The following is a 14,174-nucleotide window of genomic DNA, read 5'->3' on the forward strand; positions in this document are numbered from 1 at the left end:
TTATTTTAAGGCTTTATTAATCATTTCTAGTCTTTGAACTTGAACTTTAAGAGCTGTTTCAGTAGCTTTACCAGCAGGAGCTCCTCCAGTCCCATTAATTATCCTCGTGGCTAATTCTTTGTAGGCTTGTAAAGCTTTTTTACTAACCATTTCTTTCCCTCCAGATTTGAAAAAAACGTTCATTTCAGTAGAATAACCTTTTACTACAACTTGTAATTCTTTAAATCCTATTTTTTTTAAATTATGTACGAATAATTTTTCAGTCAAAATTCTTGTTCCTGCTTTTCCACCTACTCCGCCAATAAAGTATGATCCTACTTCTGCTCCGGTTTTAAGTTCATTATCTAGTACTGGATTATATTCTTTATGCTCTATAAAATAATCATCATCACCACCTGCTAAACCATTCAACCAATTTAAGGCTACACTTCCAATATTAGTAGTATTTTTATGATACTTCTTTCCATCAATAGTGATAATTTCCTTAAGTGCATCCTCCTCAGTCATACCCGCGGGTATAGATCCTGCCTTTCTTGCATTTTTCTTCTTAGGGTCGTCCTCACCTCCTTCAAAAGTACCATTCCCATTGTTTGTCCAAGTACTGGAACCTGAAGTATTATCCCACATTTCTTGCAAAGAACTAACAGATAACATCCCATCTGGATCAATAAAGTGTATAGGATTATTATAGGCGTAATGATATGGTGTCCATTTTCTCGAAACTTCAGCAAGTGGATCAACTACACCCCATCTACCAAGGTCAGACATATACATTCTCGCCCCGAAATCATGCCAGCCTGTTTCCTGCATTTCCTTTCCTCCAAACTTATAGTTATAATAGCTTCCAAAGTTTGAATAATTTGATCCTCCAATATGGTTTAATCCAAATGGATAATAATTATTGACATCCATTGTCTGAACTACCCCGGCATTATTCTTTCCAAAACTTGCTCTTACATTCCCTAAGTGATCCTTATAACTGTAAATATAACGGTTTTCTGCAAAACTATAAAATCCTTCCGAAGTATCTACAAAATCTAACTTCCAAGCTGCACTAGGAGGAAATACAGGTTTAAATGTTGAATAAGCCTGCTCTTCATAGGCTGTTTCTGTTTTACATGTGATGCAGATCCCACCATCATCTTCATATGAATATTGAAACCCATCCAAATAATCCGTCATACGAATTGTTGGTAGCCCCATATGAGCTTGCTGACCATATGTTTTACGAAGTTTCATTCCATCAGCACGATACAAATGACTTATATTGGTTGTGCTTATATTTCCAACAGGATTAGTAAACTGCATACTAATTGAAGCAGCCAGATTCATATGATTATAAATAATGGATTGGATTCCTTTATCCTTCATATCGGTCATATTTCCATTGAGGTCATAGCCAATAATATTGTTTCCGCCTTCATATCCTGATGGGTTGGGTGAGTTTTCTACCACCTGATTCAGACGATTTCCTGTGTATTTATACTCAAGATCATCTACCTGTGTTGCTGTAGTTCCTGATACAGGATAAGCATTCCTTTTCAAGGTCATAATATTTCCATTTAAATCATAAGTCAGATTTTCATTGAAATTATTATTATAAGGGTTGGTAGCTCCTGGTTCTGTATAGATGGCATCTTTCAGCCTGTTAAGAGGATCATAAGTATAAGAGTACCTTTTCAGAGCACCCTCTGAAGCGTTTCTCCAATCTACTTCTGTAATATTTCCATTATATCTTCCCGAAGACAAGTTTGTATACACAGGATTGTTATATCTGACCTCATACCCAAATAGTTTCCCATTCAAAGCCGATGGATCATTGATCTTGGTCAGCCAGCCTCTAACATTGTATTGGAAATCTACAGATTGTAATGGATTCGCAAGATCCGTTCCACCTACTTTTTTATTGGTAATCTGAGAAATTTCGTTATAGGTATTTTGGGCTAAAATCTCTGTTGGGTTGCTATCTACCTGATGTTTTTGTACCAATAACCTGTTTTGGTTATCATATTCAAACATTTCTGTGATGACTCTTTCAGTATCAGTATCTAATCGTTTATGCTTTGTTACAGTCTGCTTCGTAACCCCTGCAAAATCCAGTTTGGATTCAATATGGGTATAACCTCCCAAATGATTGATAGAATGATTTCCAATCACTCGTCCTTTCTTATCATAATAGGTGTAATCTTTCGACCAGCTATCGTCTTCAATATTCTTTACTAAACTAAGGACAGGTAGACTTTTTGTACTTAAACCTTCTGCGCTAGGAATAGCATTTAGTGTAGGTTCTCCTAAAATATCTGTTGGAAAAGCAGGATTAAAAGTATATCCTGCAGGATAGGAATCATAATAATTAATGCTTAACACCTGTGCCAGACTTCCCGGAAGCGCCCTGTTCGTATAATAAATTGGCATTGCACTTACCGTAAAGGAGTTGGCGCTTCTTATCTCAAATGTATAAGCAGCCCCTGTAATAGTGGTCTGTAGAGATTGTCTTGTACCCGTATTATTGGTAATAGCTGTAAATGCCACTCTTCCAAACTGATCATATTTGGTTACAAGCCATTTGCCCTGAGCTTTAAGATTCGCATCCTGGCTCATCACCAATTGATCGGCCTTATTATAGATCATATATTCCCATCCTTTTCCTGGAACCCTTTTTTCTACCAATCTGTTCTTCTTATCATATTTGTATTGATAACACAAATTGTCAAGAGTTACATCAGGAAAGAAACCGGTGGTCAGGCTTTTAACTTCATCTGAAGCTAGAGGAGGAATAACATAAGTAAGGTTTCCATAAATATCATAAACATAATAGGTGTCAGCTTTCTTTCCATCTACATATTTTCTTTGTAAGATAATTTTTCCCTCATTATTAATGAATTCTTCTGATGTGTTGTTGTTTCCGCTTGTGGGGGTCCAATCTTCATCCTTGGTCACTTTTTTTATTAAGTTTCCTGCGTTATAATTGGAACTGAATAATAATTTAGGATTATAAATATCCTGAGTAAATGTCAGTTCAATATTATATTTTTTTACTTCGTCAGATGTTGAATTTACATCATCAGTAAATTTTATTTCATGTCCACTGTTTTTCTTCCAAGCTGTTCCAGGTGCTGACTGCATCAAAACTCTGTTTAACGGAGAGGCTTCAAAGACTTTTTCTGAGAATGCAGGCTCACCATTATAAAAAGATGAAGCTAAACCTGACACCACCGCAGCATCAACCAAAAGACCATTATTTTGTGCAGTTGGAACAGGTAAAAAATCTTTCGATTTCCTTCCAAAGTTATCATATTCAAAAAGAGTCACCAAATCCTTCCCTAAAGGTGTTGCTTCCTTGGCAACGCTCTGCAACTCCCTTCCCAAACCATCATAGTACACGATGGATGTCCTTTTCTTTCCGGAATCTCCCAGGTCTGTAAGATAACTTACCGACATTACCTTATTCTGTGAAGTCCAGTTAGAAAGATATGTTGAAATATCTGTAGGGATGGAAACCGGAGTTGTTAAATTCACAGATATAGTTCCTGAAAACCCTGTTAAAGAAACAGGACTGGTATGATAAATGGCCAGTTGATTATCCACAATGAAAAACCGGTACCCTTTACCAGCAAAAAAATTTCCTGCCGGAATAGGAATTTCTGTATTGGGTAGCGTTCCCGCATAATCAGTTGGTGCTATTTTACCTTGTTTTAAAGTGGTTTCCGTAAAGCCAGCACTGAAACTAAGACTGAGCACATTATTGGTGATACTCAATGTTACCCCACCACCACCACCATTGGAGTAGGTGGTAAGCAGATTCCAATTGTAAGATTTAGAATAATTCGAAAATTGAGCTTTGATTATTGAGGTACTAAAGACAAGTATCAATAATACAATTTTATATGTCGATTTCATCAGATTATCAGTTTTTAATTTCATAAGTATAACTCTTTACAAGTTTTCCACTCTGATCCTTCACATTCATCAATCGTCCAATATTATCATAGTTATAATATTCAATCACACCTGATGAATTCATAATACTGCTAACCCCAAACTCATTTTTGTAAGTGTACAATGTACAAAGATGATTAGGCAGAGCGTTGATGATATTCGCTTGTTGCTGAAGTATTTGGGTATAATCAGGTGAAATTACATTAAGCAATGGCTTTAGTGTCGCCAAATATCCTAAAACAGTACTTTCATCTGTAATTTCAACACCTTCTATCTTCAATATCGGATATTTATTATCGTAACCATAATAATAGTAGGTATAGTTTCCAGTTGGTAGGTGTGCCTTCAAAATATGCCCGTCAGTATCATATTTATCAACGATCAACTTTTCGTCAAGTGCATTATTGCCCTTAGCCTCCGATACTTTTTGCGGGAATATTCGGGAAGCCACGGCAGTTCCATTTGCTGCCACAGTAGATACAAGTGCATAGTCTGTCTTCGTTTTGTTTAACAGCTCCTGATTGGCAAGTTTGCTGGCTTCCACAACAGGGTATTCTCGTCGACTGACCATGGCAGTATATGGATCAGTACCATTTTTATCAAAAGAATATAGGTAATTATCCGATATTGATTTTCCATTAGTATCTATGTAGGATTTACTCTTCAGGAAATTATCCCCAAAGTTTCCATAATCTATAAAATTATTGCTTTCGGATTTTTCAAAAAACTGTCCTCCATTTCCATAAGTTCTGGTCTTTTTTGAAGTCAGGTTAAAGTCAGAATAATATAATTCATAAGCGGTTCCGGCAATAACATATTCCAGAGTCTGCCCATTAGATCCGGGACAAGCAAGAAAAAATTTACCACTTAGGCCTCTTGCTGCTTGAGGAGAGGTTTCACTATAAGTGAAAATTTCTTCTTTTAACAGACTATTAGCTGAGTTATAATACTTCTTCTCTTTCGGAAGACCTCTTTTATAGCCAAACTCCGTATGGGGATCAAAAATGGAATTATTCTGGCCTAGTTTTCCACTATTGGGTAAATTTGGAAAGTCTGAATAATTAGTAAAATTATTAACTGTATATCCATTATTCTCTGTTTTTTCAACCACTGTTGAATACTCAATCTGCGGTCCCATCAAGTTGGAAAGCTGTACTACAGATCCTATACTGAACTGGGTTTGATAGTAAGGAATACCATTCTCAGTAGGGATAAGAAAATTCTTTACGTAATATACATTTTTTTGAAGAAGTATTCCAGAAGATACTGAGGAATTCGCATCAACGGTGTAACTGCACTCTTTTACAATCTTATTTTGTGAATCACTAAAATCAGACATTTTCTTTATCCTTACCCCTCCGATAATTCCACTTCCAGAAACCAGACTGCTGTTTGAATCAAGATACTTGGAATACGTATGAGGCTCATATTCAAACATGGTATAGCCTTTCAAAGGATACGTAATTTTTGATAATGTTCCAAAATATACTTTTGTAGGATCTGTTTCCCTTGAAGGTTCGTGAATAGTTGGCGAATTATAATCCAGAGAAAAGGGAGTAGACTTGTAATATCCGAAATGGTCTACATTAGTCGAAAGCAGACCTGGAAGCTGATTAAAGTTATTGTATTCAAAGCTATGATTAAATTGATTGTCAACAATCAGTTTTTCCAGCTTCAATCTCTCAGTGGGAATATTATTATAACTGAAAGAAACCTGTTTTAAGACATTACTTTGGCTGTCTCTTGCTACAAAACCATCTAATTTCCTCCATTTCAATGCATTGATATACGAGTCAAAGTGTCCTGATGTTACGTTGGGATTTGGGGTAACTCCATTCTGTAATCTTTTTATATAATAGAACATCGCATTTTCATGATCTCCCGGTAAAGCAATACCAGCCAGATAGCTTAAGATATTAGAGAAAGCATTATCCAGAGTAGGATCTCCATTATTATATCTGTATTTCAATGAATTGGTAACTGATGATGCAAAATTGATCGTTGTTGAAGATTTTGTCGTAATGGATTTCAAATAGGTAGGAATGATAAGTTGTCCAGCAGCAACGACCTGATTGCTTATGCTGCTTCCACCGCTACACCCCACCCCCGGGACGAATATATTACCATCAAACTGTTTACTATATCCGCTAAACGAATTCGTATTATAAAAGGATGCCATATAGTCACCTCTTTCATATTCAAAGGAATAAATCTTTGTTCCTTCTTTATCATACACTTCTGACAGATACCAGGCATTTGCAATAACCGGATTAACCAGTTGATTATAAAAATCGGGAATGGTATATTCTACATTATCCTGTATACCTCCGAATATATATTTATTGCCCTGATCATCAATCATTGTAATTTTACCAAGAACCTTTAAAAATGGCCTTTGATTGAAATTATTGGTAGCAGGAAAGTTCATTGGGGTAATCTTATCATTCATATTGATCTCCACCTTCATATTATCTTTTGATGATACTTTCCAAACTCCATCAGAGCCTAAAAAGAACTTACCCACATGTCCCATGAAATTGAAAATAAAAATATCAGGTTCCAGATCTGCTGCTGGAAAATCAGCATTAGTTGCCCCTCCATTTTTTATGACCGTTGTCATATTACTAACACTATTCCACTGGCTCCCATTAAGTGCGGGAGTATAGTAATAATAACCGCTTGCTATTCCCCACTGGCTGGAACCCATGGGAACATCATTGGTGTATTTTTCGTCAAATGAAGTTCCTTTAACCACTCTCGCAATCACACCGCCTGCATTGAATGTCCAGTTTTGTCCAACCCATCCCGGAGTATCCCCTACTCTCACCCCACCTGTATCATAGCTTACACTTATATCTAATGGAATACCATTTTCATTTAGGGAATATAAAGGTATGTTCACATTAGCTCTCCCGGAGGAGAGATCCATTGGGATATCACCATACTTTCCTAGAGAAGCAGCATTCGGAGATTGTATATTTTTGGGTAGTTGTAATGTTTGTGCCCATATCGAAACATTGGATATCAATGGCAATGCCATTAGTAAAAATATCTTTTTCATTCTTATTTCTTAATTAACTTCGCATTCGCCGTTTTATTCGTATCAGTTTTTATAGTCACCAAATATGCTCCCTGAACCAAAGCCTGGGTATTGATTTTTGTCACTCTGTTCTTAGTTTTTATATTTTGAAGCTGTCTTCCACTCATATCATACAACAAAATATCTGCATCCTTAAAATCGAAACCGATTTCTACATAAGCATAATCAGATACAGGGTTTGGATAAATCTTGATATCATATTGAGGAAGAAGCTCACTTACTTGCTTGTCTCCTAATTTTACAATCTTCCAGTTTTCTTTACCCAGCTCTTCTGCACTGGTTCCTGCCAGAATAATAGAACCATCTCTGTTGAGCTTCAGATCTGAAAGCCTTTCCTCTTTCTTTCTTGATTCTCCACCCACGTGTTTTCTCCACTGCTCATTTCCATTCTGATCAAGATACAGCATCCAGAAGGTTTCATCATCAGTTTCTATTCTTCCCTCAGCCTGAGTATAGCCTCCTAGTAAGATTCCCTTAGAAGATTTATCATCTGCTGAATGAAGAACACTCATACTCATCAGAATGTCTCTATTTTTGAAATTGTAAGATTTCTGCCACTGCTCATCACCTTTTTCATTTAAAGAAATCAACCATAAGTCTGTACCCTCCTCTAATCCGACAGTTTTATTGCCTGATCTTTCTGATCTGGATTCACCACTAATGATAAAGCCATTTGATGTCAAGGCCAACGTTCTGATATGATCATCGTCTTTTCCTCCAAAGTTTTTCTCCCATTCTACTTTTCCGTTCTTGTCTAGTTTCACAATCCAGTAGTCGCCCTCACCAAAGTTTTCCGTCTGTTTACCCGTCTTATCTCCACTTACAACTCCACTTCTGGAGTAAATTCCCAGCAATGCACCGCCGTCTTTCGTTGGGATCATCTTTTCAACTTCATCAAGTCCGCGTCCTCCCAATGTTTGTTCAGATAATATTTTCCCATCTTTGTCGAGTCTTACAATCCAGACGTCCTTAGAACCATAACCTTTAGAGGAATTTTGTACATTCCCCGCAACAAAGAATCCCTGATCTATAGTCTGGATAACTGCTTTAGCTTCTTCATTCGAAGAGGTACCTAATGTTTTCTGCCACAATTCATCACCAAACTCATTGATCCGAATGAGCCAAATGTCTGAGCCTCCCTTAGAATTTTCTTTTTTATTAAGTCCTTTTTGTGAATATGACGTCCCAGAAATCAGAAAACCACCGTCCTGGGTAGTGACAGTTGAAGATAAATAGTCGTGATTATTTCCTGATAAATATTTCTCGAAAACCTGTTCTCCCTGCTGATTCAATTTTATCAGGTGAAAGTCATAACCATTGTTTTGCTTGCTGTTTTGTTGGAGTTTATCCGTTTGGATACTGCTTCCTGTAATAAGGTATTGCCCATCAATGGTAGTAGTAACCTGGCTTAAAAAATCCTGCGAACTGGACTTTATATCTTTCTGCCAGAGTACCTCCTGAGCAAATATCCCCATAGTACATAAGAATAATGCACCCATGTAGAGTTTTTTCATGCTTAAATTGTAATTAACGTTAATGAATAGTGATTTATAATCGTGTATATTAGAAATACATAAACTGTATAGTATAATTATTGTTCATGGTTATGTTTTTAATGCCTGCAAAATTAAGATTTTAAAAGTTTCGCTCAAAGGAAATTTATTAACATTCTTGAATAAGACAAAGATATATCGGCAAAGCGACAAAATATGTCGTATTATATTTTTGCTAAAAAAATATATTTTAATAAGTTTTTATACCTCCTATTCCATAGGAGGTCTTTATTTGGTGGAGTTGTCTTTTTGAATTCTTAAATGATTCTGAAAGAAGGAATAACTGGGAAGTGTCACTTCCTGCCGGGGCATACGACGACAGCTCATCGGTATAGCAGCTTACATAGCTTTGTGCTCCACCGGATGATCCGGAGAGAAAACCGGATTCTTCCAGTGAGCGGTAAATTCCGGCCATGGCCGCCTGGGCCAGTGCTTCATCTTTAAATACCATATCTCTTGTGATCTGATCCTGTGGCAAATCAACCTCAGTAAACCGGGAACATGCGGAAAGCAGAACGGCCATTCCAAGCATTATTCCTATATGTGTATGTTTCATTTCTTTATTCTTTATTCTTTATTCTTAAAAAAGTTAATATGTCATACTGATTCCAAAGGAGATCACCCGCAAAGGGCTGACATAACCTGCCAGGTTAAATTCGGGATTGATGCCTTTGTAATTGGATAGGGTGAGCATGTTCTGTCCCTGTAAGAAGATTGTTGTATTCAATCTTTTATTGGAGTCATTAGGTACGGTATAGCTCAGGGATATATTCTTAAGGCGAAGGGTAAAGGTATCGGATACGGTGGCATCACTTTCCATAAAAAGGGAATTGGCAGTCAGGGACTCATTATCATATCCGGCGGAAGGTTTTTGAAGCTGTGCCCCGGGATTTTCAGGGGTCCAGTAATCGAGATAAGCACGGGATTTATTGCCCATGAGTCCTACATAGCCTTCACTGGCATATATATTGGAAATGTTCTGATGAGAGAGCTGGATCAGCATATTAAAAGCCCAGTTTTTATACTGCAGGGTATTTTGGATGCCACCATACCAATACTGTTTAAGCTCTTTAGTGATCTGCTTATCCTCGGAATTAATGATTCCGTCTTTGTTGAAATCCTCAAAGGTATATAAACCTGTCACGGGATCGATCCCATTATAGCGGTAGAGCTTACACAGGGATGTTGATTTGCCGATTTCAAAGTAGTTCTTATAGGAGGAGTTTTCAAGATTAGGAAAGCTGAGCAGGCGGTCCTTGGGAAAGGTGATATTGAAACCTGCAGACCATTTCCAGTTCTTGGTGTTAAGGATGCCTGCCTGCATGACTACTTCTGTTCCGGTATTAAGAACCGTGGCATCCATATTCCCAAGCACGGAAGCAAAGCCTGTGGTGGCAGGAAGTGTAATGTCCAGTAATTGGTTGCTTCCGGTGTTTCTGTACCATGCAGCACTTAAAAAAAGGCGGTCTTTAAATAAAGACCATTCCATAGCGGCTTCGAGCTTTCGGATCACTTCCCATCCGAAGTCTTTATTGTAAAGCCTGTTGGGGAGCATTCCGGTATAACCGTTATACGTACCACTGGTGGAAGAATAGGTGTCAAAGAACTGGTAATCCCCGATCTGATCGTTTCCGGTCACTCCATAACTTGCTCTTAATTTCCCCAGCGTCAGCCAGCTTTTATCCTTCAGGAAGTTTTCTTTGGAAAAAAGCCAGGCCATACCCACAGCGCCAAAGTTGGCAAAGCGCCTGTCGGGTCCAAAGCGGCTGGAGCCGTCCCTTCTTCCGGAAAGGTTGATAAAATAACGGTCTTTGAGCCCGTAATTCAGCCGGGCATAGACGGCCTGGTACCTGTAGGTAAACTGATAGGCATTTTCAGCGGTAACGCTCCCTGCGGAAGAGAGGTTATAGATGAGTTCATCGGAGGGAAAATTCCTTCCCATGAGGGTCAGGTTTTCAGATCGCTGATCCTGGACTGAAGCGCCAACCAGAGCGGTCCAGTGGTGGACTCCTGTCTTTTTATCATAGTTAAGCTGGGGCTCTACGATCCCGCTCTTATTGAGCATGGAGGCTTTTCGAAGGGCTGAACGCTCACTGCCGATATGATAGGCTGGGTCATAGTAGGTCTTGGGATAGATCTGCTGCTCCCAGGTTTCGTTATTAACATAGCCTGTATTAAGGTTAATGCTGAGCCCTGATCCCAGCTTATAATTTAAAACGACATTGGCACTGAGGTTTTCATTTTTTGAGGTATAGGTTCTGGTGGCAGCAGCCATCGGATTCTGGAAGGTGTTGTTTTCCCAATTCAGAACGTTGTTGTTGTTGTTGTTGTTGTTGTTGTACAGGTCGGGAGCATTGGGACTCAGTGAGGCATAGACCTGATTGAAGTCGCGTGGTGGCAATACGTTATTTTGCGTGGCATAATAAGCCGTGAAGGTCAGTTTAAATTTACGGTCAGTACTGGTATGCTCCATACTAGCATTGAAGCCGTTTTTCTTATAGCGGTAGTCTCCGGGAAAAACGGTAGTTTCTTCGTTATGGGAACCTGCCAGGGAAAAGCTGGTATGCTCTCCGCCTCCGGATAGGCCGAGCTGAACATTGGAATACTCTGTCCTGTTTCCTACAAAGTACTTCTGCCAGTTGGTGGATCTATCGGGACTCCAGGTCCCATTGATATCATATTCGTAAGAGGGATAGTCTGAGATCCCGTCGTTACTAAAGGCAAGCTTTCTCATCCTGATATACTCCTCGGTGGACATCATTTTGGGAAGATGGGCAAACTGCCCGATTCCCCAGGAACTGGTCAGCTTAGCGGTGGTTTTGCCCTTACTTCCTTTCTTGGTGGTGACCAGAATTACCCCATTGGCACCTCTGGATCCATAAATGGAGGTTGCATCTGCATCTTTCAGGACTTCAATAGAGGCAATATCATCGGGATTCATGAAATTAAGGGGATTGGTATCTCCATAGGGAAGAACGCCATCGGAAAGCCCTGATTTGTATTCATTCAGGGAGGGAACGGGAACGCCATCGATTACATATAATGGGCTGTTTCCATCAAGTCCTGTAGTCTGGTAGGTCCGTAAACTGTTCCGACCCCTGATCCTGACATCAAATCCGCCGCCGGGGGTCCCGGTATTCTGAACAATATCAACTCCTGCCATTCTGCCGGCAATAGCTGCCAGTACGTTATTTACAGGCTGGTTTTTGATATCTTTTGCGGTTACCCTGGCAATACTTTCAGTACTTTCCCGCTCTTTGACTTTGTAATAACCGGCATTCAAAACTACTTCGCCTACACTGGTAGTTTTACCAGCTAAAGACAAGGAAACATTAAGAATTGATTTTTCTTTAACGGAAATCCTACGCTCCCCATAGTCCGGATGACGGAAAATTAAAACAGGATCATTTCCTGAAACCTGAAGTTGATATTTACCTGAAGCATTGGTCAGCGCTACTGCATTACTCCCCTGTTGAAATACGGAAACTCCTTTAACAGGCAGATTATTCTCTGTGACTGTGCCTGAAATCTCGCGCACTTGTCCTATTGCTACGCTGGAGACGAGCAATGTGAAGCCAAAAGCCAATTGAAGATAGCCTAGGCTGCAAAAGTTTTTTTTCATACTTTTGAAAAGTTTAATTTAATTAAGCACTTAGCTCTTTCCTGCCTCAGCGGTCAACTTTGCGGAAAGGGCTTTTCTTTTTTTCTATGGTTACCTGTACTCTACACTTTCTGTTTCTTAAAAATCTATTATTTTAATTAGTTCTTAATCTCTGATTGATGAAGGCCCGGGAGGAAGCTCAAGCACACAGCATAACCTCCTGCCCTAAGCCCATCAATTGAAATATGAATGAAATTTGTGTCCCGTGAAAGCTGTAAAGCCGCAATGGATTGTACATGTCCATTGTATCGTGTCTTGATACTGTATTTTGTGGAAGCGGCTTAGGATTAATTGTAGAGCGAGCGAACAGCATTAGAAATAAAAACGGCATGGGAACTCTACATTATCTGATTCGAGGTACTGGTATACCCATCCCAAGATAAGAGAGACCCACGCCTAGGTCGTGAGCCGCTTACTTATCATCTCAGGGATTTAAAAATTACCAGTTTTCGAACCGAGACTCTAAGCAATAGCTTCTATTATTCATTGAAGTATCGCAAAATTACATTTTTATGTAACTCATTTAGCAAATATAATAAATATTTTTCAAAACGATATATAAATCTTCATGAAAAATATTTTAATTCCTAAATTTTACAAAATGTATAAATGGAATGTTGAAGAATTAAAAATTCAAATTGGAATTATTTTTAAGCTAAATCGGCTAAGGAAAGGGCTATCACAATTTCAAGTAGCAATTGAGGTAAGTCTCTCTAAAGATTATATTGGACGGATTGAAAGAGGTGAAACCAATCCAACAATTGAGATTATTGTTAACATTTGCAATTTTCTGGAATTAGATATAAATCAAGTGGTCACTAAAGAAAACGAAAGTCAACTCGCGACAATTAAACTTGAAATATTAGAATTAGAAGCAAAATTAAAAAATCAAAATAAGAAAAAATCTTAATGACATTTAGGATTTTTTCTTTAATAGCGAGTCATAATAATTGGAAATATATGTTTTAATATTTGAGAATTAACAGAAATTTCTTCTCACGATTTGAGTGCATGATATACAATAATTGAGAATACAACTGCAATAGTGAAATTATAAAACTAGTTATTAAAAACTCTCATTTTATAATATCTCAGTAAATAATCATAAATCACCATCTCAAACAAGCGCTGATTGGAGACAAAAAGCCTGTTAATATTCATATGAAAAATGCTTTGAAAGAATCTTTGTAAAGATATTTCTAAAGATTCGTTTTCATCGTGACAAATTATATTCTGTAATAACGAAATACTTTCTTCAATATTGGAAATAACAGCCTTTCTCTCTTCCAAAAATTCTTCTGATTGAAGAAAGTCTACGAATTTTGGTTTAAAATCCCGATATTTTTTATCTAATTGTGAGTTAAGTTTTTTATCTGCATTAAATTCGTGTTTAAAAGCAGTATTAAAATCTTTGATCCAATCCAGCTTTTCCTGAGCTGAAAGGTTGAGTTTGTTTAGAATTTCATCAATGTAGAAGAGAGTAATAATAATTTTCTCTTCATCGTCGTAATGCAAGCATTGCAAGGTAAATTCACTGTTTTTATGGAATAGAGTTTCAGCTTCTTCAATGGTGTTTTCCCCATAACGTTCGATTTCCCTGTTGTAAGTATCAATTACAATATTTGAAATTTCACCACTTTCAATATATTCTTGCAAAGCCTCATTGGTTTTGTCAAAGATTCTGCTGTAATCATCGGTATTGCTTAATTTAAATCTTACTCTTACATGTGGTTTCGGATCATTATAGCGGATGAAAAACCATTGTGAAATATAATTATTTTCCTGAAAATTTTCAACTAAAGGTTGTAAAGCTTTTTCCAAAATAATATCAGCAGTTTTTACTCCTGTATAGATTTTAAGATACAGCCATTTACTTCCGGGAATAAATTTTCTTTTTTCCATCGTCATTCATATTCTTTCT

Annotated in this window: 7 protein-coding genes; 1 reads left to right on the forward strand and 6 read right to left on the reverse strand. The window is 37.8% G+C overall.

Annotated elements, in window-relative coordinates; genetic code table 11:
- The 5 genes from J2T03_RS05100 to J2T03_RS05120 all read right to left on the reverse strand — a co-directional run bounded on the left by J2T03_RS05100 (nt 1) and on the right by J2T03_RS05120 (nt 12,214).
- Nucleotides 1-3,900 (reverse strand): DUF6443 domain-containing protein, encoded by a 3,900-nt coding sequence (locus J2T03_RS05100; protein ID WP_307209817.1) that lies wholly within the window; start codon nt 3,898-3,900, stop codon nt 1-3.
- A 7-nt stretch (nt 3,901-3,907) separates the two neighbouring features.
- On the reverse strand, nt 3,908-7,000 hold the full coding sequence (locus tag J2T03_RS05105; protein WP_307209819.1) for a hypothetical protein: 3,093 nt from the start codon (nt 6,998-7,000) through the stop codon (nt 3,908-3,910).
- Nucleotides 7,001-7,002: 2 nt separating this feature from the next.
- Complete coding sequence (locus J2T03_RS05110) at nt 7,003-8,553, reverse strand: T9SS type A sorting domain-containing protein (RefSeq protein ID WP_307209821.1); 1,551 nt, start codon at nt 8,551-8,553, stop codon at nt 7,003-7,005.
- 229 nt (nt 8,554-8,782) lie between these two features.
- Complete coding sequence (locus J2T03_RS05115) at nt 8,783-9,148, reverse strand: hypothetical protein (RefSeq protein WP_307209823.1); 366 nt, start codon at nt 9,146-9,148, stop codon at nt 8,783-8,785.
- Between the two features lie 33 nt (nt 9,149-9,181).
- Nucleotides 9,182-12,214, reverse strand: coding sequence for a SusC/RagA family TonB-linked outer membrane protein (locus J2T03_RS05120; protein WP_307209825.1), 3,033 nt, complete (start codon nt 12,212-12,214; stop codon nt 9,182-9,184).
- Between the two features lie 607 nt (nt 12,215-12,821).
- On the opposite strand from J2T03_RS05120, the gene J2T03_RS05125 reads away from it, so the two are divergent.
- The gene (locus tag J2T03_RS05125) at nt 12,822-13,163 is read left to right on the forward strand and encodes a helix-turn-helix domain-containing protein (RefSeq protein WP_307209827.1); all 342 of its coding nucleotides are present in this window, start codon (nt 12,822-12,824) and stop codon (nt 13,161-13,163) included.
- 149 nt (nt 13,164-13,312) lie between these two features.
- On the opposite strand, the gene J2T03_RS05130 is transcribed toward J2T03_RS05125, so the two are convergent.
- Entirely contained in the window at nt 13,313-14,155 is an 843-nt protein-coding gene (locus J2T03_RS05130; protein ID WP_307209828.1) for a thiopeptide-type bacteriocin biosynthesis protein, read from the reverse strand.
- Between the last annotated feature and the right edge of the window lie 19 nt (nt 14,156-14,174).

The sequence above is a fragment of the Chryseobacterium lathyri genome (genome assembly GCF_030812195.1).
GTDB lineage: Bacteria > Bacteroidota > Bacteroidia > Flavobacteriales > Weeksellaceae > Chryseobacterium > Chryseobacterium lathyri_A.

Coding starts and splice junctions, on each gene's coding strand:
- J2T03_RS05115 (WP_307209823.1), bottom strand. CDS start 9,148: ATGAAACATACACATATAGGAATAATGCTTGGAATGGCCGTTCTGCTT.
- J2T03_RS05130 (WP_307209828.1), bottom strand. CDS start 14,155: ATGGAAAAAAGAAAATTTATTCCCGGAAGTAAATGGCTGTATCTTAAA.
- J2T03_RS05125 (WP_307209827.1), top strand. CDS start 12,822: ATGAAAAATATTTTAATTCCTAAATTTTACAAAATGTATAAATGGAAT.
- J2T03_RS05110 (WP_307209821.1), bottom strand. CDS start 8,553: ATGAAAAAACTCTACATGGGTGCATTATTCTTATGTACTATGGGGATA.
- J2T03_RS05105 (WP_307209819.1), bottom strand. CDS start 7,000: ATGAAAAAGATATTTTTACTAATGGCATTGCCATTGATATCCAATGTT.
- J2T03_RS05100 (WP_307209817.1), bottom strand. CDS start 3,900: ATGAAATCGACATATAAAATTGTATTATTGATACTTGTCTTTAGTACC.
- J2T03_RS05120 (WP_307209825.1), bottom strand. CDS start 12,214: ATGAAAAAAAACTTTTGCAGCCTAGGCTATCTTCAATTGGCTTTTGGC.